We start from the raw sequence: 23697 nt of genomic DNA, 5'->3' as shown, positions 1-23697 counted from the left end.
TTAAGCCCGCCGAGGTAGCTCCCCTCTCCCGCCTGCGGGAGAGGGGAGCAAACATGCGTTACTCGGCCGATGCCACGGCCTGGTGCTCAACCTGCGCCGGCTGCGCCCGGCGCTGCCCGCGCGTCGCCAGCAGCCGCAGCGCTACATAAAACACCGGCGTCAGGAACAGCCCGAAGAAGGTCACGCCAAGCATGCCCGCGAACACCGCCACGCCCATCGCATGGCGCATCTCGGCGCCGGCGCCGGTGGAAATCACCAGCGGCACCACGCCCATGATGAACGCGAACGACGTCATCAGGATCGGGCGCAGGCGCAGCCGGCTGGCTTCGATCGCGGCCTGCACCACGGTGCGGCCGTGATGCTCCAGCTCGCGCGCGAACTCAACGATCAGGATCGCGTTCTTCGCTGACAAACCCACCAGCACGATGAAACCGATCTGCGTGAAGATGTTGTTGTCGCCCTGCGTCAGCCACACCCCGGTCATTGCCGCGAGCAGGCTCATCGGCACGATCAGGATCACCGCCAGCGGCAGCGTCAGGCTTTCGTACTGGGCAGCCAGCACCAGGAACACCAGCAGTACACACAGCGGGAAGATCCAGATCCCGGCGTTGCCGGCCAGGATGTCCTGGTAAGTCAGCTCGGTCCATTCGAACTTGATGCCCTTGGGCAGCGTTTCCGCGGCGATGCGCTCGGCGGCGGCCTGCGCCTGCCCCGACGAGAACCCGGGCGCGGGCCCGCCGTTCATGTCGGCGGCGGTGAAGCCGTTGTAGCGCACCACGCTGTCCGGGCCAAAGCCCTGCTTGACCTGCACCAGCGACGACAACGGCACCATGTCGCCGGCGGCGTTGCGCGTCTTCAGCTGCAGGATGTCCTCGGCATGGGCGCGGAACGGCGCGTCTGCCTGCACCTTGACCTGGTAGGTCCGGCCGAACTTGTTGAAGTCGTTGACATAGGCCGAGCCCAGGTAGGTCTGCAGCGTGTCGAACACGTCCGTCACCGGCACGCCCAGCTGCTTGGCCTTGACGCGGTCCAGCTTGACGTCGAGCTGCGGCACGTTGACCTGGTAGTTGCTGAAGATGCCGGTCAGCTCGGGCGTGGCGCGCGCCTTGTTGGCGAACGCGTTGGTGGCCTCGAACAGCGCGTCATAGCCCAGCGCGGCACGGTCCTCGATCATCAGCTTGAAGCCGCCGATGGTGCCCAGGCCCTGCACGGGCGGCGGCGGGAACACCGCGATGAAGGCATCCTGGATCGCCGCGTACTTCTGGTTCAGCTCGGCCGCGATCGCCGCGCCGCCCAGCTCGGCGCTCTTGCGCTCCTCGAACGGCTTGAGCGTGGCGAACACGATGCCGGCGCTCGGGCTGTTGGTGAAGCCGTTGATCGACAGGCCCGGGAAGGCCACCGCCGACTCCACGCCCGGATGCTTGAGCGCGATGTCGCTCATCTTGCGGATCACGTCCTCGGTGCGGTCCAGCGTGGCGCCGTCGGGCAGCTTGGCAAAGCCCACCAGGTACTGCTTGTCCTGCGCCGGCACGAAGCCCTTGGGCACCAGCTGGAACACGCCCCAGGTCAGCACCAGCATCACCGCGTAGACGCCGAACACCGAGCCCTTGCGGCGGATCACACCCTTCACGCCGCGGCCATAGCTCTCGGCGCTGCGGCCGAAGAACTTGTTGAAGCGCTTGAAGAAGCCGCCGAAGACGCGGTCCATCCAGCGCGACAGCCAGTCCTTGGGCGCGTCGTGGCTCTTGAGCAGCAGCGCCGACAGCGCCGGCGACAACGTCAGCGAGTTGAACGCCGAGATGATGGTCGAGATAGAAATGGTCAGCGCGAACTGCTTGTAGAACTGCCCGGTCAGGCCGGTCATGAAGGCCAGCGGCACGAACACGGCGATCAGCGTCAGCGCGATGGCGATGATGGGGCCGCTGACCTCGCGCATGGCCTTGTAGGTGGCCTCCTTCGGCGTCAGCCCCTCTTCGATATTGCGCTCGACGTTCTCCACCACCACGATCGCATCATCGACCACGATGCCGATCGCCAGCACCAGCCCGAACAGCGACAGCGCATTGATCGAGAAGCCGAACAGGTGCATCAGCCCGAAAGTCCCGACGATCGACACCGGCACCGCCAGCAGCGGGATGATCGACGCGCGCCAGGTCTGCAGGAACAGGATCACCACCAGCACCACCAGCGCAATCGCCTCGAACAGCGTGTGCGTCACCGCCTCGATCGAGTGGCGCACGAACTGCGTGGGGTCATAGACGATGCTGTAGTCGATGCCGTCGGGGAAGTTCTCCTTCAGCTCTTCCATGGTCTTGCGCACGTCATCCGAGATCTGGATGGCGTTCGAGCCCGGCGCCTGGAAGATGGGGATGGCCACCGCGGGCTTGTTGTCCAGCAGCGAGCGCAGCGCGTATTCCGACGCGCCCAGCTCGATGCGGGCGACGTCCTTCAGGTAGGTCACGGCGCCGTCGGCGGAAGTGCGCACGACGATATCGCCGAACTCTTCCACCGTGCTCAGGCGGCCCTGCGCATTGACCGACAACTGCAGGTCCGCCCCCGGCAGCGACGGCGACTGGCCGATCACGCCGGCCGCCACCTGCACGTTCTGCTCGCGGATGGCCTTGATCACGTCGCCGGTGGCCAGCTGGCGCTCTGCCATCTTTTCCGGGTTGAGCCACACGCGCATGGCGTAGTCGCCCGAGCCGAACAGCTGCACCTGGCCCACGCCCTGCAGGCGCGCCAGCCGGTCCTTGACGTTGATCACCGCGTAGTTGCGCAGGTAGGTCATGTCATAGCGGTCGTTGGGCGAGACCAGGTGGACCACCATGGTCAGGTCCGGCGAGCTCTTGACCGTGGTGATGCCAAGCCGGCGCACGTCTTCCGGCAGCCGCGGCTCGGCCTGCGAGACGCGGTTCTGCACCAGCTGCTGCGCCTTGTCGGGGTCGGTGCCCAGCTTGAAGGTCACGGTCAGCGTGAGCAGGCCGTCGCTGTTGGACTGCGACGACATGTACAGCATGTCTTCGACGCCGTTGATCTGCTCTTCCAGCGGCGAGGCCACGGTTTCGGCGATCACCTTGGGGTTGGCGCCCGGATACTGCGCGCGCACCACCACCGACGGCGGCACCACTTCCGGATACTCCGAGATCGGCAGCTTGAACATCGAGATGGCGCCGATCAGGAAGATCAGCACCGACAGCACCCCGGCGAAGATGGGGCGGTCGATAAAGAATTTTGAGAGATTCATGTTGGTCTCTGCTAAAGCGCTCCCCTGGCGGCCCGCTTGTGACGGGCACCATCTGCTGCTGGGGGAGCAATACAAACCAGGGCGCTGGCAAGGCCGACGGTTTTGGATGCGCCAAAGCCGCCCGAACTAGCCTGAGCAAGGTGTTCTCCCTCTCCCCTCATGGGGAGAGGGCCGGGGTGAGGGGTGGTCTAACAAGGAACCACAACAAGCGAAGCCAACGGTTTTAACCCACAGGCTTCAGTCGTTGACGCTCCTGCCCTCCCCCCCGGCCCCTCTCCCGCATGCGGGAGAGGGGAGCAAACCGCCGCAAGCTCTGCCGCGCTCAGCTCACGGGCTTGACCTCGGCCTCGCCCTTCTCGGTCGCCGCCTGCTTCCGGTCCGGTGCATTGCCGCGCGGCTCCAGTTCGCTGCGGTAAGCCATCGCCACGGTCTTCGGCTGCACCGTGTCGCCCGGCCGCACGCGCTGCAGGCCGTTGACGACGATGTTCTCGCCCGGCTTCAGGCCCTTGCGGATCACGCGCAGGCCGTCGTGGTTGGGCCCCAGCTCGACTTCGCGGTAGACCAGCTTGTTGGCTTTGTCGACCACCAGCACGAACTTCTTGCCCTGGTCGGTGCCGACCGCACGGTCGTTGACCAGCACCGCCGCATGCGGCGCGCCGCCGCCCATCTTGACCTTGGCGTACAGGCCCGGCAGCAGGCGGCCATCATCGTTGCCGAACACCGCGCGCACGCGGATGGTGCCGCTGCGCGTATCGAGCCGGTTGTCGACCGACTGGATCTTGCCCTGGTGCGGATGGCCGTCTTCGTTGGCCAGGCCAAGGTAGACCGGCAGGTCGGCCTGCCCGCCGCCGGCGCCCGGAGCGGTGTAGCGCAGGTAGCTCTGCTCGTCGATCTCGAAGCTCGCGTAGATCGGCGACACCGACACCACCGTAGTCAGCGGCGGCGTCGCCGCGCCCGGCGCCACCAGGTTGCCGACCGTGATCTCGGCGCGCGATACGCGGCCAGACACCGGCGCGGTAATGCGGGTGTAGGCCAGGTTCAGGCGGGCGGTTTCCAGCTGCGCCTGGGCGGCACGCACGTTGGCACTGGTTTCGCGCGCGGCATGGATGCGCTCGTCGAACTCGCGCCGCGAGATCGCGTTGTCGTCCAGCAGCCGCTGGGCGCGTTCGCCCTCGCTCTTGGCGTGGGCCGCGCGCACCTGCGCGGCGGCCAGCGCGGCTTCGGCGCGGGCCACCTCCGCGGCATACGGCCGCGGGTCGATGGTGAAGAGCGGATCGCCCTTCTTCACCAGCGCGCCTTCGCGGAAGTGCACCGCGTCGATGGTGCCGCCGACGCGCGGGCGGATTTCCACCCGGTCCACCGCTTCCAGGCGGCCGGAGAACTCATCCCACTCGGTGATGGTCTGCCCCACCACCGCGGCCACCTCGATGGCCGGCGCCGGCGGCGGCGTGTTGGCGTGGGCTTCGCCGCTGTGCCAAGGGCGCAGGATCGAACCGGCCACGCCGGCACCGAGCACCACGACGATGGCGAGGGCTATCAGGGTACGTCGCTTCTGCTGCTGCATTTCTCAAACTCCTGGATCGGGTTTTCTTCAACCGGAAAAGCAAATGGCCGAACGCCGCCTGCCGGTCCGCGCGGGCGGATCGGAACCATGGTCAAACTGATGGTCGGACTTGGGACCGCGCGTACATCAAAGGCGCGCGTTGCGGTCCGGGCTCTGGCCGAAACAGAGCCGGCTGGCGGTTGTCTGGAGCGGCTCAGCCGGCGGGCTTGGCTCCAGGCCCGCTGGCGTTGTCGCCAGCGTGGCGTTCAGTCAGGGATGAGGTGGCGTCGGCCGCGGCCAGACATCGCCGCAGGAACCGCGCACCTTCGTCGACCCATGCCTGACAGCTGTCATGGGCCTCTTCCACGCCGTCGCCGCAGGCGCCGGGCATGATCATGGCTTGGGCCGGCACACCGGCCTTGCCCAGGCGCCCGGCGAAGGCTTCGCCTTCGGCACGCAGCGCGTCGTGTTCGGCCACCTGCACCAGCGTGGGCGGCAGCCCGGCCAGGCGCGAGGCCAGCGCCGGGGCGGCATACGGGTGCACCGTATCGGCCGGCGTCGGCAGGTAGTCGCGATAGTTGTCGGCCAGCCGGCGCAGGGTTTCCATCGGCACCGTGCCGCCGTCAAAACCCGCGCACGAGGCATGCTGCAGGCACGGGTCGGTCACCGGGCGGATCAGCCACTGCCCGCGCGGCTGCGCGGTGCCGCGGTCGCGCAGCATCTGCGCCAGCGCGATCGCCAGGTTGCCGCCGGCTTCCTCGCCCACCAGCGCGAAGCGGGTCTTGTCCACCTTCAGGCGCCGGGCATTGCGCAACACCCATTGCACCGTGCTGTGCGCGTCCTCGGGCGCCGCCGGGAACGGGTGGTCGGGCGCCAGCGAATACGCCGGCGTGACCACCACCGCGGGCACCGTCGTGGCCAGGTCCTGCACCAGGTGGCAGGCATGCTCCAGGCCGCCATCGACAAAGCCGCCGGCATGCAGGTACACCAGCCACGGCAGCAGCGCAGCGCTGTCGATGCCCGGCGCCGGGTAGCCCGGCGGATAGCACACCCGCACCAGGATCTCGCAGCCGTCGCTGGTCACCGTGTGCTCGGCCACGCGCGCCTGTCCCGGCCCGGCTGCCGCGGGGGCAGTGGCGGCGCTGGCGGCTGCGTAGCGTTGGCCTGGCTTCTGTGACATGGCGTCGGCGCACGGCATGGACAATGCGCTTGAGTGTTGCGATGCAACGGATTATGGTGATTGACGAGGATGGGATAAAGCAAGAGATCGCCAATGCACTGTTCCGGGATTGGAATAATCGCAAAGCGGCCTGTCATGCGTCTGTAAAAGGAAATCCCCACGCGAAATCCCCACGCATGACAAGGTCTTGGATTTTGTGATTCACTCCCGCTCTCGGCACGCGCGGCGGCTGGCCAGGCCGTTGCGCGTCCGGCCCCGCGGGCGGACCCCCGCGGCGCCGGATGCCTGACTGAACCCATGCCGGCATCGCGCCCAGCCAGCGCGCATCCAGTGCCAGCAGCCGGCAGACTCCCCCTCACAACAACAAGACAGGCCGCGTGCGCCACGAGCGCGTGCGGCGCGCCGTTCGGATCAATCGTCGGAACCTCATCATGGACCGTCTCGTATCAATGCAGGCATTCACCCGGGTCGTCGATGTCGGCAGCTTTGCGCGTGCCGCCGAGTCGATGGACCTGCCCAAGGCCACGCTGACCCGCCTGATCCAGAACCTGGAAACCCACCTCGGCGTCAAGCTGCTGCACCGGACCACGCGCCGCATCAGCGTGACCAACGACGGCGCCGCGTACTACGAGCGTTGCGTGCGCATCCTGGCCGATGTCGAGGAGGCCGAGCAATCGCTGACGCGGCAGAACAATTCGCCGCGCGGCACGCTGTCGGTCGACACCACCGCCGGGCTGGCGCAACTGGTGCTGGTGCCGCACCTGCACGAGTTCTTCCAGGCGTATCCGGACCTGAAGCTGGAACTGACCATCAACGGCAAGCCGATCGACCTGCTGCAGGAAGGCGTCGACGTGGTGCTGCGCGTGGGCGTACCGCTGGACGAAGCCATGGTGGCCCGCCGCATCGGCCACGTGCAGCTGGCGTTCTACGCCTCGCCGATCTACCTGAACCGCAGCGGCACCCCGCGCGACCTGGCCGAGCTGGCGCAGCACAAGGCGGTCAATTTCCTGTCCAACCGCACCGGCCGTGAAATGCCCTGGCCGCTGGCGCGCGGCATGGAGCGCAGCGAGGTGCTGCTGCCTTCCGCCATTTCCACCAACGATGCCGATGTCTACCTTGGCTGCGCGCTGGAGGGCCACGGCATCGCCCGCATCTCGCGCGCCATGGCCGAGCCCTATGTGGCCAGCGGCAGGCTGGTGGAAATCCTGACCGACTGGCAGACCGACGAGCTGCCGATCTCGGCGATGTATCCGCAGAACCGGCACCTGTCGGCCAAGGTGCGGGTGTTCGTGAACTGGGCCGCGGAGCTGTTCTCGCGCCATCCGCACTTTGGTGCGGCACGGCAGCCGCTGGCCGTGGCCGCCTGAGCCGTCCGCGCCGTATGTAGGACAAAACCTGAAATCGGTCCAGCGGGCGCCGACCTATACTGTTTCTTCCGAAATCACGACAAGAAGAGGATACCGATGAAACAAGTGCTTACCCCATTGGCGGCGTGCATCGCCGCAACCATTGCACTGGCCGGATGCGCCGGCTCCGGCATGCCTTCGTCGTCGGCGGCCAAGCCGTCCGCTACCGGTGCCGCCAGCGGTGCCCGGGCGTCGGCCACGCTGCAGCCCAAGAGCGGTTCCAACACCGCGGGCACCGTCACCTTCCAGCAGCAGCCCGGCGGCGTGATGATGACCGCCGCAATCACCGGGCTGCCGCCCAATTCGGTCCACGGCTTCCACGTCCACGAGAAAGGCGACTGTTCCGCGCCTGACGCGATGAGCGCGGGCGGCCATTTCAACCCGGCCGGCAAGCCCCACGGGCAGATGACCATGCCGGACCACCATGCCGGCGACATGAACAACGTCACCGCCGATGCCAGCGGCAACGTGCGCGTCAGCATGCTGCTGCCATCGCTGTCGGTGGGCACCGGCGCCAACAGCGTGATCGGCCGCGCGGTGGTGGTGCACAAGGATCCGGACGACTACAAGACGCAGCCCACGGGCAATGCCGGCGGGCGCATTGCGTGCGGGGTGGTGGCGGCTTCGTAAAACGTCGCGCCCGAAGTATTCCTGCGATCCCGCTGGGGTGCTCCCTCTCCCGCAGGCGGGAGAGGGTCGGGGTGAGGGCCAAGCGTGTCAACGAAGTCAGCGCGTCGGCATAGCCACGGCCTGCCCTCACCCCCGGCCCCTCTCCCGCAGGCGGGAGAGGGGAGCAAACAATCGGCATGGGTGTTCTTGCCGGCCTCTCAATACCCCTTGAAATTCGCATTCACCCGCTGCCGCAGGTAATCCCCTGCGCTGATCGGCGGATACTTGCCGCCCGGCCCTTCGATCATCGCGCCGCGGTTGGCCTGGCAGAAGAATGCCAGGCTGTAGCGCGGTCCCATGTATTCGCCCGGCGCGGGATTGCGTACGCGATGGAAGTTCGACGGCAGCCGGTCGTCGCTCCAGCGCATCAGCATGTCGCCGATATTGCAGGTGATGACGTCTTCGTCGGGTTCGATCGGGGTCCACGCCTGCGCCGCCATCTCCCGGCCCGGGCAGACCTGCAGGCCGCCCTGGCCAGCGCGCTGGAACAGCAGCGTCAGGCAGTCAAAATCCGTATGCGCGCCGGCGCGCCACAGGCCCAGCCCGGCGCGCAGCTCGGGCGGGATCGCGTAGTAGTGCAGCAGCCGCAGCGTGCTCTGGTAGTCCGGCGCGCGCGGGTCGTGCGCTTGCGTGAAGAAGTCGCTGGCAAAACCCAGCTTGTCGGCGAAGCATGACAGCACCTTCATCCCGACCTCCCAGCATTGCGCCTCGAACGCAAGCATGGTGTCGCGGAAGCCTTCCAGTTCATCGTCGCCCGGCCACAGGCCGTCCATATGCGGGCGCGTGATCTGGTAGGACTCTTTCTGGTCCGGCGTGCCGGTCGACGGGCGCACCTGCGCGCGGCTTTCCCAGCCGGCGTTGTTGGCCTTCTGCAGCGGGTAGCCCGCCTTGACCGCCTCGGGCAGCGCAAAGAAGCGCTCGGCCATGGCGAACGCGTTGCGCACGCTGGCGAGGTCGATGCCGTGGTTGGAAAGCTGGAAGAAGCCGACGTCGACCGACGCCTGCCACAGTGCTTCGGCAATCTGCGGCTTGCGCCGCGCGTAGTCGGACAGGTCGATGCGGCGGATTTCGCGCTGGCGGGTTTCGGAGCCGAACGCGCCCATGCGCGATTCGCGGTGGAGTTCGGCCAGGCCGCAGGCGTTGTCTGGCTGGGTCATGGTATTCCTCGTGGCAAGCGGGTCAGGGACTTGCCCCGCGCCGGCACAGGCATGGCCGCCAACGACAATATGCGCCGGGACAGCGCGCTGCTTGAGGTCGACGGTGCCAGCCTGCGCGACGGCGCGGGGCACGGACTTCAAGAGCAATTCCCGGCCAGCCCGCATGCGCATCGATCTGGCACGCGGCTGGTGAACGCTTCTACTCTTGCCGCGGCTTATGCAGCTTTCGGGCCAGCGTCGTGACGCCCCCACACGCGGGTTTTGCCCCGCCACGGCCCGCGCGGTGCGCCGCCATGGCGCACGCCGGGCCACAGCCTGGTGCATCGCTTATGCCCGCTGGCCTGCCCGAATCGCGACGACCGCGGCGCGGCATGGCAACATGGCGGCATCGCCGAACACAACAGGGCCCCGCAGCGGGGGCCGCCCGGACCCCCGATGCCATTGCCGACAGACGCCGCATTCGTTCCCCACCGCCGCCTGCGCGCCAGTTCGCTGATGCTGTGCTGCGCCGCCCTGCTGGGCGGCTGCGCGCTGCCGCCGCTGGATCCCCGCCCCGAGTCCTTTGCCCTGACCCCGGCCGAAGCCCGGGCCACGCCGCTGGGCCAGGCGCTGGCCGGCGAACTGGCGCGGCATCCGGGGCTGAGCGGCATCCACCCGCTCGAAAACGCCTACGCCGCCTTTGCCGCGCGCGTGCAGCTGGCCCGCACCGCGCAGCGCACGCTGGACGTGCAGTACTACATCTGGCGCGATGACCTGACCGGCACGCTGCTGCTAGAGGCCCTGCATGAAGCCGCCGACCGCGGCGTGCGCGTGCGCCTGCTGCTCGATGACAACGGCATTGCCGGCATGGACGAACTGCTGGCCGCAATGGACGCGCACCCGCAGGTCGAGGTGCGGATCTTCAACCCGTTCGTGATCCGCCACCCCAAGGCGCTCAATTTCCTGACGGATTTCCGGCGCCTGAACCGGCGCATGCACAACAAGTCTTTCACCGCCGACGGCGTGGCCACCATCATCGGGGGGCGCAACGTTGGCGACGAATACTTCGGCGCCACCGACGGCGTGCTCTTTGCCGACCTCGACGTGATTGCGGTCGGCCCCGCGGCCGGCGACGTGGCGCAGGACTTCGACCGCTACTGGTCCAGCGCCTCGGCCTACCCGGTCGACCGGCTGCTGCCGCCGGTCAGCGTGGAACGGCTGCAGGCGCTGGTGGGCCATGCCCGCGCGGTCGAGCGCAACCCGGCCGCGGCAGCCTACCTGGCCGCGGTGCGCGAACTGCCCGACGTGCAGCGCATGCTCGACGGCACGCTGCAATTCCAGTGGGCCACCACGCGCATGGTCAGCGACAACCCCGGCAAGGCGCTGGGCGAGGCCTCGCGCAGCACGCTGGTGGCGCACCAGCTGCGCGAAATCCTGGGCGAGCCGCAACGCGAGCTCGACCTGGTCTCGCCCTACTTCGTGCCCTCGACCGGCGGCACCGCCTATTTCTCCGACATGGCAAAACGCGGCGTCGCGGTACGCGTGCTGACCAATGCGCTGGAAGCGACCGACGTGGCCGCCGTGCACTCGGGCTATGCCAAGCGGCGCAAGGCCTTGCTCGAGGCCGGCGTGGACCTGTACGAACTGCGCCGCGCGGCCGCGCCGCGCAAGAAGGAAGAGCGCGCCGGCCCGTTCGGCAGTTCGGGCTCCAGCCTGCACGCCAAGACCTTCGCGGTCGACGGCAACCGGGTCTTCGTGGGTTCGTTCAATTTCGATCCGCGTTCGGCCATGCTCAACACCGAACTCGGCTTCATCATCGACAGTCCCGCACTGGCGGGCCGGATCGAGTCCACCTTCGCCAGCGTGGTGCCGCGCGCGGCCTACCAGGTCAAGCTGGACGAGACCGGCCAGCTGTACTGGCTGGAACGCCGCGGCGATGAAATCATCCGCCACGACACCGAGCCCAACACCAGCTGGTGGCGTCGGCTCGGCATCTGGTTCCTGTCGATCCTGCCGATCGAGTCGATGCTGTAACGGCCGCTCGGGTCTGCCGGCTCAGATCTGGTCTAGCAGGCTGCGCACCACGTCGGCCAGCCGGCCGGCGCGCTGGCGTCCCCTGGCGTCGAGCGCCATGCCGCTTCCGCCGGCCAGCGCCTTCAGCCCGAACAGCGCATCGCCGACGTCGCGCCAGGCCGGGAAATCGGCATGGATCTTCTCCAGCGCGGCGGCTCCCGCCGCCACTTGCGCGGCCGCGGGGGCGTTGCCGGCCGCCAGATCTTCCAGCGCCATGGCGGCGTCGACCAGGCCTTTGCGATTCATCTGCTGTCTCCCCTGAATCTCTTTTGTCATGGCCGCCAACCGGGGCGGCCCAGACACTGTAGCAGGCCCGCCGGGGCCTTTGACGCAGGCTGGGGAAAGCCCGGATGCTGCCGCTCAGTTGCGGCCGATATCCTGCAGGATCCGCGTCATCAGGTACAGGCGCGGCACGATCGAATCCAGCTCGATGTACTCGTCGCGCGCGTGATAGCCGAAGCCCGCCAGGCCGAAGCTCTCCACCACCGCCGGCTTGCCCGAGCGGGCGGCATAGCTGGCGTCGGTGGCACCGCCGGTGCCTTCGGCCAGCGCCAGCGTGCGGCCGTCCAGTTCGGCATAGATCTCCTGCGCGCGCCTGGCCAGCGCGCGGCCGCGCGCGTCGGCCACGAACGGCGGGCGGCCCTCTTCCATCGTCACCGTGGTGTGGGTGTCGGGCACCAGCTGGCTGGACTTGACCTTGTCCTGCAGCGCCACCTTCAGCTTCTCGGCGGCGCCGGCTGCGGTGGTGCGCACGTCCCCGTAGGCTACGGCGCTCTCCGGGATCTGGTTGCGCACCGTGCCGGCCTGGGCCTGGGTCCAGTTCAGCTGCGAGCCGGGAACCAGGCTGGCCGCATCGCGCGTCTGCTGCAGCTGGTGGGCCAGTTCGAGCAGCGCATTGCGGCCGCGCTCGGGCGCGGCGCCGGCGTGCGAGGCGCGGCCCTTGACCTGCATGGTGGCGGTGGCGGTGCCGGAGGCGCCCAGCAGCAGCGCCTCGGCCTTGACCACGTCCTTGGCCGCAGTGGGCTCGCACGACAGCACCACGTCATGCTGCGCGGCCAGCGTGGCGATGGTTTCGGCCGAACCCACCGAGCCGACCTCCTCGTCCGGGTTGAACAGCACCGTGATCTGCGCGTAGTCGCGCCAGCCCTGCTGCTTCAGGATCTCCAGCGAATGCAGGATCACGGCGATGCCGCCCTTGTCGTCGGCGATGCCGGGGCCATAGAGCCGGTTCCCTTCCTCGCGGATCGGCTGCGTCGCCAGCGTGTTGTCGGGGTACACCGTGTCCAGGTGGGCAATCAGCATGACGCGGCGCTTGCCGGTGCCGGTGAAGGTGGCCTTGACCAGGCTGCCGGGGCCCTTGGTCACGGGCAGGCGCTCGACCTTGGCGCCCAGCGCCTGCAGCCGCTTCTCGGTATAGCTGGCCATCTGCGCCAGCCCCGTGGCATTGGCGCTGCCGGACTCGATCGACACCATCTCCTTGAGCGACTGCACCACCCTGGGCTGGGCCGCCTGCGCGGCGGACAGCAGCGCGGCATCGGGCTGCGCGGCACTGGCCAGGGTGCCTGCCCCGGCAAGCGTCAGGGCGGCGGCAACGGCAACGTGGCGAACGGACAACGGCATGGAATCTCCTCGGTATGGTCTTGTTGGCGGTGCCGCGGGGCATGGCCATGCGCCGCGGCACAACGGCACGATGCTAGCCCTTGCCATCCACTATGGGGAGGTTCAATATCGCCAATCCGGATGCCGATCCCGCCACGGCGCCCCGCGGCCCCGCCCTCTCCAACGATTCGAACAGCCTCAAGGCATGCCAGCCCCCGCCGCCGCCATCGCGCCCTCGTCGCAAAACGTCCCGCTGCACGTGCGCCTGCTGTGGCTGCCGCAGGCCATGCCCGGCAGCCTGTTCACCACGCTCGACGTGCTGCGCACCGTGGCCGGCGTGGCCAGCCTGCAGCGCCCGGGCGCCGCGCCGACGCTGAGCTGGCAACTGTGCCGCGCCAACGGCCGCACGCTGGCCACCGAGCTGCCAGGGCTGGCGTCGTCGACGCGGCGCGTGCGGGCGCCGGGCAGCCGCACGCTGCTGGTCATCCCCGCGCTGCTGGCCAGCAATGCGCCGCAGCTGGGCGAGCTGGCGCTGCGCGATGCCGCGGCGCTGCGCCTGGTGGAGCGCCATGCGCGCGCCGGCGGCTGGATCGCCGCGTGTGCGTCGGGGATGGTGCTGCCGCTGCAGCTGGGCCTGCTGGATGGCGCCAGCGTGGGAGCGCCGTGGATGTTCCAGAGCTGGATGATGCGCGAGTACCCGCGCTGCGACCTGGGCAGCGACGCGGCCATGAGCGTGCACGGGCAAGTGTTTTCGTGCGTGGCGCCCGCGCTGCAGGTGGAATTCATGCTGCGCGTGCTGGGCCACCTGCACGATCCCGACCTGGCGCAGGCGGCCTCGCAACTGATGCTGTTCCAGCCCGAGCGCCAGCGCAGCGTGCCGGCGCTGGTGTCGCAGCGCTGGCTCGGCCGCACCGCCGACAGCCCGGTCTACCGCGCCATCCAATGGCTGCGCGAGCATGTATCGGAGCCCTACCGGCTGGCCGCGGTGGCGCAGGCGGCGGCGGTCAGCGAACGCACGCTGCTGCGGCATTTCCGCCAGGTCACCGGCATGACGCCGCTGGACTACCTGCACACGCTGCGCGTGGAGCGCGCCCGCATGCTGCTGGAAGTGACGCTGCACGGCACCCATGCCATCGCCGAGGCCTGCGGCTACAGCGACGCCGCCGCGTTCCGCCGGCTGTTCCAGCGCAGCGCGGGCATGTCGATGTCGGACTACCGCGCCCGCTTTGCCTTGCGGGCGCGGCGGCGCTACTGGCGCATGGAAGACACCGTCGCGCAGCGCGGCGCGCACCGGTAGCGCCCGCGTGCCGGCGCTCAGGCGCGCAGCGAGATGTGGTTGACCACGTCCTCCACGCCCTGCACGTACCACGCATCGCGCTCGGCCTGGCGGCGCGTGCGCTCGTTGTTGACGCACCCCTCCAGCGTCACCACGCGGTCCTGGGTCCGCGCGCTGATCTGTCCCGCATCGACGAAGGGGTCGGTCTCCAGCACCAGCATCAGCGCCTCGGTGATTTCATCGTCGCGGTCGATCTCGGCGGGTGCCACGACCAGTTCATTGACCACGCAGCGGCAACCGCCCGACCACCACGCCAGCACCCCGGCCAGGCGCATGTGCGACAGGCTGATCACCTGCCCCCACAGCGTCACCACGCCGTCCTGCACCGCGACTTCGATCCACCCGTTGCGTTCGTTCACCGGCTCGCGCATGGCCTCCGGCTTGCCCTTGACGCGTGCGCAAATCTTGCAATTGCGGAACTCGACGGCATTGAGCAGCCGCTCGCACACCGCGTCGCGCAGTTCGCCGTCGCCCACCGGGGCGCCGCCGTTGGCCACGCGCAGGTGGTCGATCACGCTGGTGACGCCGTCCACGCGCCGCAGCGTCGCCGCGGCCCGGGTCTTGTCGACGATATCGGCCACTTCGCCTTCGAGGATCAGCGCCCCGTCCGAGAGCCGCAACTGGATGGTGGGATGGAGGACATGGCCCTGATAGGGCACATGGGCCAGGGCTGCGCGCGCCTGCGTCAGCACCGCTTCGCTACTCTGCATGTTGTTCGCCTCGCCGGTTGGTCTGGAGATGGAGGAAGCGCGCCCCTGCCTGCAGGCGCGCGGGAGCGGCGCCGCGGCCTCCTTCACCCCCGGGACCCCGGCAACCGCTTCCTCATTATAGGAAGCGGTCCGCCACCGGCCCGGCCGCTACCCGCCGGCACCAGCCGGCGGCAGGGCTCAGGCGCCGGCCGCCTGCCGTGCGCGCGCCACTTCCTGGTTGCGCAGGATAAAGCGCTGGACCTTGCCGCTGGGGGTCTTGGGCAGCTCGGCGACGAACTCGATCTCGCGCGGATAGGCGTGGGCGGCCAGGCGCTGGCGCACGTGCAGGCGCAGCGTCTCGGCCAGCTCGGGCGAGCCCTGGTAGTGCGGGTCCAGCACCACGAAGGCCTTGATCAGTTCGGTGCGCTCGGGATCCGGCTTGCCGATCACCGCGGCCTCGACCACCGCCGGGTGCTCGATCAGCGCGCTTTCCACGTCGAACGGTCCCACCCGGTAGCCGGAAGTCGTGATGACGTCGTCGGCGCGGCCGATAAAGCTGATGCTGCCGTCGTCGTTGAGCTCGGCGGAATCGCCGGTCAGGTAGTAGTCGCCGGCAAAGGCGCTGGTGGGCGTGCCGTGGTAGCCGCCGAACCAGCACATCGGCGAGCGCTTCAGGTCCAGCGCCAGCGTGCCCGGCTGGCCGGGCGGCAGTTCGCGCAGCGCCTCGTCGACCACCACCACGCGGTGCCCCGGGCTGGCAAAGCCCGCCGCGCCCAGGCGCACCGGATGGGCCAGGGCGTGGTGGTTGCACAGCACCATGCCCAGTTCGGTCTGGCCATAGTGGTCGTGGATGGTCACGCCCAGCTCGCTGGCGAACCAGCGGATCACTTCCGGGTTGAGCGGCTCGCCGGCGCTGCTGACCACGCGCAGCTGCCCGCGCAGCGGGCCGGACACGGCTTCGCCCGCCGCGATCAGCAGCCGGTAGGCCGTGGGCGAGCCGGCCAGGTTGGTGATGCCGTACTTGCGGATCACGCGGCAGGTGCTGTCCACATTGAACGGGCCATCGTAGAACGTGGTGGCATGGCCCAGCGACAGCGGGCCGGTGACGGCGTAGTACAGGCCGTAGGCCCAGCCCGGATCGGCCAGGTTCCAGAACGCGTCGTCGTCGCGCAGGTCGATCGCGTCGCGCATATAGCCCGCAAACGCCGCAATGGCCTTCAGCGGCACCAGCAGCGGCTTGGCCGGGCCGGTGGTGCCGGAGGTGAACATCATCAGGAAGGGATCGTCGCCGCGCCGCATCACCGGCGCGAACGATGCCGGCCGGCGTGCCAGCTCGGCCCAGAAGCTGAAGTCGCCCGCGTTCAGCGCGTGCTGCTCCGCGCTGCCCTGGGGGCCGGTCACGGTGACGATGGCGGGACAGCCGGCCACCTCGTCCAGCTTGGGCCGGTTGGCGGTATCGGTCACCACCACCTTCGCGCCCGACGCATTGAGGCGGTGCTCGATAGCCTTGGGCCCAAAGGCGGTGAACAGCGGCTGGTACGCCGCGCCGGCGCGCCACGTGCCGAGGATCGTCACCAGCAGTTCCGCGTTGCGCGGCAGCAGGCCCGCGACACGGTCGCCCGGCTGCACGCCCTGCGCCTGCAGGAAGCCGGCGAACTGCGCCGACAGCGCCTGCAGCTCGGCGAAGGTCCAGCTGCGCGCATCGCCGTTGCGCCCTTCCCAGTTCAGCGCAATCCGGCCGGGCTGCGCGTGCCGGTCGCAGCATTCGACGCAGGCGTTCAGTGCCGCCAGGCTGCCGTGCAGTTGCCGGGCCACGGCGTCGTCATAGGAAAATCCGTCGAAAGCTTGGGCGTAGTCGCGCATGGTGTCTCCTGAATCCGGCTGGTGCCTTGTAGTCGGTGGCCGGTGCGCGGTGCCGCGCCCGGCTGCCGCAAGAGTGTGCGCCACGGCGACGCCATCGGGCAATAACCGAATCCGCCAGCGCGGCTGACGGTTTTTGCCATCCCTGGCCCGCATCGGCCGGGCGCCGGGAGCGGCCTTGACGCGGCGCCGCCCGCCCCACACGATACGGGCATCACCCCAGGGAGACAGCGCATGTGTACCAACTACGCCCCGGTCCAGCGCCGCATCCTGCGTGAAATCTTCGGCGTGGAGCCGCCACCGGGCGTGTACAAGGCCGAGACCTACCCCGACTATGCAGCCCCGATCGTGCGCGCCGATGACGACGGTACCCGCAGCGCCGGCCTGGCCTCGTTCGGCATGGTGCCGCGCGCGCGCATTGCACCGGGCGCACGGCGCTACGACACCACCAATGCCCGCAGCGAAACGGTGGGCGAGCGCCCCGCCTTCGCGCGCTACTGGCGCCAGGGCCAGCTCTGCCTGATACCGGCCACGGCGTTCTACGAGTTTGCGTACCCCGACAATGAGGCGGACCTTGCGGGGCCAGGCGGCGCGCCGGGCAAGCCGGTGCGCTGGCGCGTCTGGCTGCCCGGCGAGCCGGCCTTCGGCATTGCCGGGCTGTGGCGCGGCTGGCCGGACCAGGCGCTGTCCTTCACCATGCTGACCGTCAACTCGGCGCAGCATCCGGTGCTGCAGCGCTTCCACAAGCCTGGCGACGAAAAGCGCGCCGTGGTGGTCGTGCCGCGCACGCAGTGGGACGACTGGCTCACGTGCCGGGATCCCGAGCTTGCGCGCACCTTCCTCAGGCTGCTGCCGCCAGACGCCATGCAGGCGGAGCCGGCACCCAAAGTGCAGGGAGCGCCGATTCCCGACGCGGACTAGCGCGGGGCTACGGCAGCTGCATGGTCCGAACCGTGGCGGCCCTTGCCATGGCGATTTTCCCGACTACACTCATTGCTGGACGCCGACGGGCGTCTCTATTCTTATCGGGCCCCTGACCACCCCGGCCGGGGGCCCGTTTCTGCGCGCGCCGGTCGCGGATCAGAAGCGATAGGTGACACTGCCCACCACTGTGCGGCGCGCGCCGAAGTAGCAGTCGCCGCGCGCGAGGCAGGTGGTCAGGAACTGCTTGTCGAACAGGTTGTTGGCATTCAGCGCGACCCGCAGCGGACCATGGTCATAGGCGATCATCGCGTCGTACAGCGTCACGCCGCCCACCCGGTTCTGGTCGGTGCCGTCATAGCTGGGTCCGACATAGCGCAGCCCGCCGCCCGCGACGAAGCCCGGCATCCCGAACAGCTTGAAGCGATAGTTGGCCCACAGCGATGCCATGTTCGACGGCGTGCTCGCCAGCTTCTTGCCGACCTCGGCCGCGCTGCCGTCGATCACGCGCGCATCCAGGTAGGTGTAGGTCGCGATCAGGTCCAGCCGGTTGGTCAGCGAAGCCAGTGCCTCCACCTCGATGCCGCGCGTGCGCGCCTCGCCCACCTGCACCGAATCCGGAATGCCGTTGACCACGCCCGCGGTCTTGCGGTTCTTCTCGCGCATGTCGAACGCCGCGATGGTCAGCGTGGCGTTCTTGCCCGGCGGCTGGTACTTGATACCGGCCTCCCACTGCGAACCGCGCAGCGGCTTGAAGGCCTGGTTGGCCTTGTTGAACCCGGCCAGCCCCTGGAACGACTCGGAGTAGCTGACGTACGGGTTCAGGCCGATGTCCGAGCGGTACATCAGGCCGGCGCGCTTGGTCAGCTCGCTGTCGTCGCGGCTGGCCGAAGGCGTGTTGTCCTGCGCGGCGCGCGACCAGTCATAGCGCAGCCCCAGCATCAGCAGCCACTTGTTCCAGGCCAGCTGGTCCTGCACGTACAGGCCGGTCTGCGCCTGCGTGGCGGGGCTCAGCGCGCGCGTGCCCGGCGCAGTGAAATTGCCGTAGACCGGGTTGAACACATCGAGCGGCGCGGCGGAACCACCTACCCCGGTGTTTCCGGTGATTTCGGCGTGCTGGTAATCAACGCCCGTCAGCAGCGTGTGCTGGACCGGGCCGGTGCGGAAGTTGGTCTGCGCCTGCGTGTCCACCGCAAAGGAATTCAGCGTCGGCTGGTTCACGTAGACGGTGCGGTTCAGCAGCGTGTTGCTGCCGGGTACCCAGCCACGATTGGCATCGTTGAATCGCGCGTAAATGCTGCGGTAATCCACCGAACTGTGCGAGTAACGCAGGTTCTGCCGCACCGTCACGGTGTCGTTGAACTTGTGCTGGAACTCGTAGCCGACCGACTGCTGCTCCGCGGTATAGCGGTCGAAGCCGGGTTCGCTGATGAACAGGTGGTCGGGAATCTGCCCGCCCGGGTTCGGATACAGCGTGCCACGCCACGGGAAGAAGCCGACCGAGGTCCCGCTGACATCGCGCTGGAAGTTGGCCAGCAGCGTCAGCGAAGTGTCCTGGCTCGGCCGCCATGTCAGCGAGGGCGCCAGCAGGTAGCGGTTGTCCTGCACGTAGTCCACCTGCGTGTCGCTGTCGCGCGCCAGCGCCACCAGGCGGTACAGCCACTTGCCGTCCGCATCGAGCGGCCCGGTCAGGTCGGCCTGCACCTGCTTGCGGTTGTAGTTGCCGAACTGCACGCCGATCTCGCGCGCCGCTTCCGGCTGCGGGCGCTTGCTGACCAGGTTCAGGATGCCGCCGACCGCGCCCTGCCCGAACAGCATCGACGAAGGCCCGCGCAGCACGTCGATGCGCTCCAGCGCGTACACGTCGGGGCGCACGTTGTTGTAGAAGCCGACCTGGTTCAGCAGGCCATCGCGATACTGCGTGAAATCCGTGCCACGGAACTTGCCCCAGTCACCGCGCGCGTCATTGCCGAAGGGACCGGCGTAGACCCCGGCGCTATAGCCGATGGCCTGCTGCACGGTCTGCGCGCCCTGCGCCTCCATGCGGTCGCGCGTGATGACGGTGATCGACTGGGGCGTCTCCATCACCGGCGTGTCGGTCTTGGTGGCGGTGGCGCTGCGTTTCGCCACAAAGCCATGGACCGGGCCGGTTGCGGTTTCATCGTCGCTGGTCGCGCGGACCGTGACCGCAGGCAGCTCTGCCGCGGCCGCGGCCGTCGGCGTGGCAGGCGCCGCGGCCTCGCCGGACTGCGCAAACACGCCGCCGGCTTGCAGGCTCAGCACAAGGGTGGTCAGGGAAAGGCCGCGCGGGGTAACCAGCGCGGAGCGGGCAAAGCGTGGCTTCGCCCGCAAGGTCGGGTGCAGAGGCATCACTCAGGGATCGGAGGTGGCGATGCCGGAAGCGGCATCACAAGTGGAAAATTCTGATTACGAATAGGAATGATTCGTGATTACATCAGAATTGTAGCGTGAATGTGTTAGAAGCGATACATAGCGAGCAGATTTCGGAAGATTGTCGTCCGCGGGCGGATCGATTCCCGCTGCATAGCGGTTCAGCCGTATTTTTATGCTGTAGCATTTAAATAGTGCATCGACATCTCGTGCCGCTATGAACAGGAAACCTGACCTCATCCGCCCCACCCCCGCAGAGGACACCGCTATCGCGCGCGGCATTGCAGAAGACAGCGATGCGGTATCGTTGCCGACCGGGCAGATCAAGGAGATGCGGCCTGCGCGCGAGGTACTCGGCAAGGACAAAGCCGACGCCCTGACCAAACGCCGTGGCAGGCCGGCCAAACCGGTCAGTGAGCGCAAGGTCAATCAGACGCTACGCATTGACCCCGACGTCCTGGCGGCCTACAAGGCAACCGGCAGCGGCTGGCAAACGCTGATGAATGAGGCGCTGCGCGACTATGCGGCTTCGCGCCGGATGCTGCCCAGGCGCTAGGCCGGACATTCCGTCATGGGCCCTGCAGGCGGCCAAGCAACCGCCTGCCCGCGTCGATCACCGCGCGATCTGGCTGCATCTGGTAGCGCACGATCATGCCCTCGATGCACAGCATCGCTTCCGCCGCCACCGCCTGGGGCGCGCTCAGGCCCAGGCGAGCCGCGATCCCGGCAATGAAGGCCTCCAGTTCGACCTTGTGGGCCACGGCCTGCTGTGTCGCCTCGTCGTCGCCGCCCGCCTCGGCCACCACGTTGATGAAGGCGCAGCCGCGGAAGTCGCGGATGAACCAGTCGGCCAGCGTGTCGGCGATCACGTCGAGGTGAGGCCGCTCGGCCAGGCGGGCTTCCACGTCCTGGCGGAACCACGCCATCCACTCGTCATGCCGGCGCGCCAGGAACGCCGCGATCAGCGCGTTCTTGGAGGGGAAATGACGGTAGAGCGACATCTTGGCCACGCCGGATTCGGCAATGATCCGGTCGATGCCGGTGGCGCGATAGCCCTCCTGGTAGAACAGGCGGGCAGCGGTGTCGAGGATGCGGTCGCGGGCGGAAGGCGTGGCCATTGTGTGCAAGCGTGGGTGGCAAGAACGGCCGGGGCGGCGCGGCGCGCTGCCCCGGCCTGTGTCTCGATACTATGACAGACAGACCTGTCTAGCAATCGCCGCGACTTCAGCCTTCGAGCCTGGCGGCCGCATCGCGCAGCGCGGTGCGCAGGCCTTCTTCCACCACCGGGTGGTAGAACGGCATCGTCAGCATCTGCGCGATGGTCAGCCCCTGCTGGTACGACCATGCCAGCAGGTGAGCGATATGCTCGGCCCGCGGGCCGGTCCATTCGGCGCCCAGGAAGCGGCCCGTGGCCTTGTCGGCATAGACATGCATCAGCCCCCGGTTCTTCAGCATGACGCGGCTGCGGCCCTGGTCTTCGAAGCTGACCGCGCCGGTCACGAAGGTGTCTTCCCCGCGCGCCGCCAGGTCTGCGTAGCGCTGGCCGACCATCGCGATCTGCGGGTCGGTGAACACCACCGCGATCGGCGCGCGGCGCGCCAGCGGCCTGACCTGCGGATAGCTGGCGGCGTTCTCGCCGGCGGCCTTGCCTTCGTCGGCGGCCTCGTGCAGCAGCGGCAGGATGTTGTTGGCATCGCCGGCGATAAAGACCGGCGCGTTGCCGCACTGCAGCGTCCGCGCGTCGAACAGCGGCACGCCGCGCGCATCCAGCGCCAGGCCGGTGTTCTCCAGGCCCAGGCCGCGCACATTGGGCGCGCGCCCGGTGGCGGCCAGCGCGTAGTCGAAGCGCTCGGTCACGCTGCGGCCTTCGCGGTCGAGGTAGGTCACCACCACCTGGTCGCCATCGCGGCCCATGTCGGTCACCTTGGCGTCGGGATCGAGATAGAACTCCTGGTTGAAGTTGCGGGCCGCGTCGGCGCGAATCACCGGGTCGGTCAGCGGCCCGAGCGAGCCGCTGACGCCGAACACGCGCACCCGCACGCCCAGCCGCGACAGCGCCTGGCCCAGCTCCAGCCCGATCACGCCGGGCCCGAACACCACCACGCTGCCGGGCAGGTCCTGCCACGCGAACACATCGTCATTGACGATCAGGCGGTCGCCGAACACGCGGAACGGCGCGGGAAGCACCGGCGCAGACCCGGTGGCGATGACCACGCGGCTGGCGCGCACGGTGGTGTGCCCGTCCACGTCCAGCGTGGTGGTGTCGATAAAGCGGGCATGGCCGCGAATGCGGTCGGCCGGCGCGATGTTCTCGACGCCGCGCACCACGAAGCCGACGAAGCGGTCGCGCTCGCTGCGCACGCGCGCCATCACCTCGCGGCCGTCGATGCGGATCTGGCCGTCGACATGGACGCCGAACGGCGCGGTGTGGCGCGCCTCATGCGCGGCCTCGGCGGCGGCGATCAGCAGCTTGGACGGCATGCAGCCCACGCGGGCACAGGTGGTGCCGTAGGGGCCGCCCTCGATGATCACGGCGCGCTTGCCCGCCGCAATCGCGGCGCGGTAGGCGGCAAGGCCGGCGGTGCCCGCGCCGATCACGGCGACGTCGGTCTGGATGGTGGTCATGGCGGTGGTTCCTTTGTGTTCTAAGCGTCAGGCTGGGGCAATCAGCGGGCTGGATGGCGCTGCCCGGCGCGGTTCGGGCAAGGCGGCGCCATCGGGTCCGGCGACTGCCGGCCCCGTGGGTTGGGGCAACAATGGGAAGCGGCTGAACGGAAGCCGCTGAGGGCGGCTTAGCTGGCCAGGTACTGCTGCAGCGCTTCGGCGCCGCCGATCAGCTTGCCGTTGATAAAGACCTGCGGTGCGGTCATCTCGCCCGACACGGCGCCCAGCACCTTGCCGCGGACCTTGTTGTCGAGCGGCACGTCGATGTAGTCGAAGCCGTTGTCGTCCAGCAGCTGCTTGGCCTTGGCGCAGAACGAGCAGCCGACCTTGGAGAACACCACCACCTGGTCAGGCTTGCGCGCGCCGGGGGCGATGTAGGCCAGCATGGTGTCGGCGTCGGACACCTTGAACGGGTCGCCCGGCTCTTCCGGCTCGATGAACATCTTCTGCACCACGCCGTCCCTGACCAGCATCGCATAGCGCCAGCTGCGCTTGCCGAAGCCCAGGTCGGCCTTGTCCACCAGCATGCCCATGCCTTCGGTGAATTCGCCGTTGCCATCGGGGATCATGGTGATGTTTGCGGATTCCTGGTCCTTGGCCCACTCGTTCATCACGAAGGTGTCGTTCACCGACACGCACAGGATGTCGTCAACGCCGTGCCGGGCGAACACCGGCGCCAGCTCGTTGTAGCGCGGCAGGTGGGTCGAGGAACAGGTCGGCGTGAACGCGCCCGGCAGCGAGAACACCACCACGGTCTTGCCGTCGAACAGCTCGCCGGTGGTGACGGTCTTCCACTCGTTGTCTTCACGGACACGGAAAGCGACATTGGGGACGCGTTGGCCTTCGCGGGATTGCAGCATCAGTTCACTCCTGGTTCTGGATCGGGTTGGTTTCGGCTGCGGGTTGCAGCGAAGGCCCCATTCTGTCGACCGGGAAGTGATTTGTACAATTCATCGTCTCAACGACGTTGATTGCCAAAGACTATG

Annotated in this window: 19 protein-coding genes; 7 read left to right on the top strand and 12 right to left on the bottom strand. The window is 68.5% G+C overall.

Translation table 11 applies throughout. The features are described from left to right. Window positions 1-58: 58 nt before the first annotated feature. The 3 genes from CBM2594_RS19530 to CBM2594_RS19520 form a co-directional block, all read right to left on the bottom strand. Window positions 59-3244 (bottom strand): efflux RND transporter permease subunit, encoded by a 3186-nt coding sequence (locus tag CBM2594_RS19530; RefSeq protein ID WP_116358458.1) that lies wholly within the window; start codon window positions 3242-3244, stop codon window positions 59-61. 322 nt (window positions 3245-3566) lie between these two features. After that, window positions 3567-4808, bottom strand: a complete 1242-nt coding sequence (locus CBM2594_RS19525; protein WP_116358457.1) for an efflux RND transporter periplasmic adaptor subunit — start codon at window positions 4806-4808, stop codon at window positions 3567-3569. A 193-nt stretch (window positions 4809-5001) separates the two neighbouring features. Beyond that, the gene (locus tag CBM2594_RS19520; protein WP_116359690.1) at window positions 5002-5967 is read right to left on the bottom strand and encodes an alpha/beta hydrolase fold domain-containing protein; all 966 of its coding nucleotides are present in this window, start codon (window positions 5965-5967) and stop codon (window positions 5002-5004) included. A 431-nt stretch (window positions 5968-6398) separates the two neighbouring features. Between CBM2594_RS19520 and CBM2594_RS19515 the strand changes: the two genes are divergently transcribed. Together CBM2594_RS19515 and CBM2594_RS19510 are read left to right on the top strand one after the other, a co-directional pair. Further along, window positions 6399-7334 carry a LysR family transcriptional regulator gene (locus CBM2594_RS19515; RefSeq protein WP_116358456.1) on the top strand — a complete coding sequence of 312 codons (936 nt, stop codon included), beginning with the start codon at window positions 6399-6401 and terminating at the stop codon, window positions 7332-7334. A gap of 96 nt (window positions 7335-7430) precedes the next feature. Beyond that, window positions 7431-8003: a superoxide dismutase family protein gene (locus CBM2594_RS19510; protein WP_116358455.1), complete on the top strand. Its 573-nt coding sequence runs from the start codon at window positions 7431-7433 to the stop codon at window positions 8001-8003. A 197-nt stretch (window positions 8004-8200) separates the two neighbouring features. On the opposite strand, the gene CBM2594_RS19505 is transcribed toward CBM2594_RS19510, so the two are convergent. Beyond that, window positions 8201-9199 (bottom strand): isopenicillin N synthase family dioxygenase, encoded by a 999-nt coding sequence (locus CBM2594_RS19505; protein WP_116358454.1) that lies wholly within the window; start codon window positions 9197-9199, stop codon window positions 8201-8203. A gap of 51 nt (window positions 9200-9250) precedes the next feature. Here CBM2594_RS19505 and CBM2594_RS19500 point away from each other — a divergent pair, with 51 nt between their 5' ends. Both CBM2594_RS19500 and CBM2594_RS19495 read left to right on the top strand, forming a co-directional pair. After that, window positions 9251-9442 (top strand): hypothetical protein, encoded by a 192-nt coding sequence (locus CBM2594_RS19500; protein WP_147310432.1) that lies wholly within the window; start codon window positions 9251-9253, stop codon window positions 9440-9442. A 192-nt stretch (window positions 9443-9634) separates the two neighbouring features. Beyond that, the gene (locus tag CBM2594_RS19495; RefSeq protein ID WP_116358453.1) at window positions 9635-11212 is read left to right on the top strand and encodes a phospholipase D family protein; all 1578 of its coding nucleotides are present in this window, start codon (window positions 9635-9637) and stop codon (window positions 11210-11212) included. A 21-nt stretch (window positions 11213-11233) separates the two neighbouring features. Here CBM2594_RS19495 and CBM2594_RS19490 read toward each other — a convergent pair whose 3' ends face one another. Beyond that, a complete protein-coding gene (locus tag CBM2594_RS19490; protein WP_116358452.1) occupies window positions 11234-11497 on the bottom strand; it encodes a hypothetical protein in 264 nt (87 codons plus the stop codon). 114 nt (window positions 11498-11611) lie between these two features. After that, window positions 11612-12871 carry a M20/M25/M40 family metallo-hydrolase gene (locus tag CBM2594_RS19485; RefSeq protein WP_116358451.1) on the bottom strand — a complete coding sequence of 420 codons (1260 nt, stop codon included), beginning with the start codon at window positions 12869-12871 and terminating at the stop codon, window positions 11612-11614. Window positions 12872-13055: 184 nt separating this feature from the next. Here CBM2594_RS19485 and CBM2594_RS19480 point away from each other — a divergent pair, with 184 nt between their 5' ends. After that, on the top strand, window positions 13056-14147 hold the full coding sequence (locus CBM2594_RS19480; RefSeq protein ID WP_116358450.1) for a GlxA family transcriptional regulator: 1092 nt from the start codon (window positions 13056-13058) through the stop codon (window positions 14145-14147). Between the two features lie 17 nt (window positions 14148-14164). Here the strand turns inward: CBM2594_RS19480 and CBM2594_RS19475 are convergent, their stop codons facing one another. After that, window positions 14165-14896 carry a BON domain-containing protein gene (locus tag CBM2594_RS19475; protein ID WP_116358449.1) on the bottom strand — a complete coding sequence of 244 codons (732 nt, stop codon included), beginning with the start codon at window positions 14894-14896 and terminating at the stop codon, window positions 14165-14167. 177 nt (window positions 14897-15073) lie between these two features. Then, on the bottom strand, window positions 15074-16738 hold the full coding sequence (locus tag CBM2594_RS19470) for an AMP-binding protein (protein WP_116358448.1): 1665 nt from the start codon (window positions 16736-16738) through the stop codon (window positions 15074-15076). Window positions 16739-16969: 231 nt separating this feature from the next. Here CBM2594_RS19470 and CBM2594_RS19465 point away from each other — a divergent pair, with 231 nt between their 5' ends. Continuing rightward, the gene (locus CBM2594_RS19465) at window positions 16970-17656 is read left to right on the top strand and encodes an SOS response-associated peptidase (RefSeq protein ID WP_116358447.1); all 687 of its coding nucleotides are present in this window, start codon (window positions 16970-16972) and stop codon (window positions 17654-17656) included. Between the two features lie 159 nt (window positions 17657-17815). Here the strand turns inward: CBM2594_RS19465 and CBM2594_RS19460 are convergent, their stop codons facing one another. Continuing rightward, a complete protein-coding gene (locus CBM2594_RS19460) occupies window positions 17816-20026 on the bottom strand; it encodes a TonB-dependent siderophore receptor (RefSeq protein ID WP_116358446.1) in 2211 nt (736 codons plus the stop codon). Window positions 20027-20264: 238 nt separating this feature from the next. On the opposite strand from CBM2594_RS19460, the gene CBM2594_RS19455 reads away from it, so the two are divergent. Continuing rightward, on the top strand, window positions 20265-20603 hold the full coding sequence (locus tag CBM2594_RS19455) for a BrnA antitoxin family protein (RefSeq protein ID WP_116358445.1): 339 nt from the start codon (window positions 20265-20267) through the stop codon (window positions 20601-20603). Between the two features lie 13 nt (window positions 20604-20616). Here the strand turns inward: CBM2594_RS19455 and CBM2594_RS19450 are convergent, their stop codons facing one another. The 3 genes from CBM2594_RS19450 to CBM2594_RS19440 form a co-directional block, all read right to left on the bottom strand. Continuing rightward, window positions 20617-21165, bottom strand: coding sequence for a TetR/AcrR family transcriptional regulator (locus CBM2594_RS19450; RefSeq protein ID WP_116358444.1), 549 nt, complete (start codon window positions 21163-21165; stop codon window positions 20617-20619). 106 nt (window positions 21166-21271) lie between these two features. Next, window positions 21272-22672: a dihydrolipoyl dehydrogenase gene (locus tag CBM2594_RS19445; RefSeq protein ID WP_116358443.1), complete on the bottom strand. Its 1401-nt coding sequence runs from the start codon at window positions 22670-22672 to the stop codon at window positions 21272-21274. 167 nt (window positions 22673-22839) lie between these two features. Continuing rightward, a complete protein-coding gene (locus tag CBM2594_RS19440; protein ID WP_116358442.1) occupies window positions 22840-23571 on the bottom strand; it encodes a glutathione peroxidase in 732 nt (243 codons plus the stop codon). Between the last annotated feature and the right edge of the window lie 126 nt (window positions 23572-23697).

The organism is Cupriavidus taiwanensis, from assembly GCF_900249755.1.
Classification (GTDB): Bacteria; Pseudomonadota; Gammaproteobacteria; order Burkholderiales; family Burkholderiaceae; genus Cupriavidus; species Cupriavidus taiwanensis_D.
Note: the sequence above shows the minus strand (reverse complement) of the source record. Positions and strands in the feature narration are given on the sequence as shown.

Coding starts and splice junctions, on each gene's coding strand:
- CBM2594_RS19530 (WP_116358458.1), bottom strand. CDS start 3,244: ATGAATCTCTCAAAATTCTTTATCGACCGCCCCATCTTCGCCGGGGTG.
- CBM2594_RS19525 (WP_116358457.1), bottom strand. CDS start 4,808: ATGCAGCAGCAGAAGCGACGTACCCTGATAGCCCTCGCCATCGTCGTG.
- CBM2594_RS19520 (WP_116359690.1), bottom strand. CDS start 5,967: ATGTCACAGAAGCCAGGCCAACGCTACGCAGCCGCCAGCGCCGCCACT.
- CBM2594_RS19515 (WP_116358456.1), top strand. CDS start 6,399: ATGGACCGTCTCGTATCAATGCAGGCATTCACCCGGGTCGTCGATGTC.
- CBM2594_RS19510 (WP_116358455.1), top strand. CDS start 7,431: ATGAAACAAGTGCTTACCCCATTGGCGGCGTGCATCGCCGCAACCATT.
- CBM2594_RS19505 (WP_116358454.1), bottom strand. CDS start 9,199: ATGACCCAGCCAGACAACGCCTGCGGCCTGGCCGAACTCCACCGCGAA.
- CBM2594_RS19500 (WP_147310432.1), top strand. CDS start 9,251: ATGGCCGCCAACGACAATATGCGCCGGGACAGCGCGCTGCTTGAGGTC.
- CBM2594_RS19495 (WP_116358453.1), top strand. CDS start 9,635: ATGCCATTGCCGACAGACGCCGCATTCGTTCCCCACCGCCGCCTGCGC.
- CBM2594_RS19490 (WP_116358452.1), bottom strand. CDS start 11,497: ATGAATCGCAAAGGCCTGGTCGACGCCGCCATGGCGCTGGAAGATCTG.
- CBM2594_RS19485 (WP_116358451.1), bottom strand. CDS start 12,871: ATGCCGTTGTCCGTTCGCCACGTTGCCGTTGCCGCCGCCCTGACGCTT.
- CBM2594_RS19480 (WP_116358450.1), top strand. CDS start 13,056: ATGCCAGCCCCCGCCGCCGCCATCGCGCCCTCGTCGCAAAACGTCCCG.
- CBM2594_RS19475 (WP_116358449.1), bottom strand. CDS start 14,896: ATGCAGAGTAGCGAAGCGGTGCTGACGCAGGCGCGCGCAGCCCTGGCC.
- CBM2594_RS19470 (WP_116358448.1), bottom strand. CDS start 16,738: ATGCGCGACTACGCCCAAGCTTTCGACGGATTTTCCTATGACGACGCC.
- CBM2594_RS19465 (WP_116358447.1), top strand. CDS start 16,970: ATGTGTACCAACTACGCCCCGGTCCAGCGCCGCATCCTGCGTGAAATC.
- CBM2594_RS19460 (WP_116358446.1), bottom strand. CDS start 20,026: ATGCCTCTGCACCCGACCTTGCGGGCGAAGCCACGCTTTGCCCGCTCC.
- CBM2594_RS19455 (WP_116358445.1), top strand. CDS start 20,265: ATGAACAGGAAACCTGACCTCATCCGCCCCACCCCCGCAGAGGACACC.
- CBM2594_RS19450 (WP_116358444.1), bottom strand. CDS start 21,165: ATGGCCACGCCTTCCGCCCGCGACCGCATCCTCGACACCGCTGCCCGC.
- CBM2594_RS19445 (WP_116358443.1), bottom strand. CDS start 22,672: ATGACCACCATCCAGACCGACGTCGCCGTGATCGGCGCGGGCACCGCC.
- CBM2594_RS19440 (WP_116358442.1), bottom strand. CDS start 23,571: ATGCTGCAATCCCGCGAAGGCCAACGCGTCCCCAATGTCGCTTTCCGT.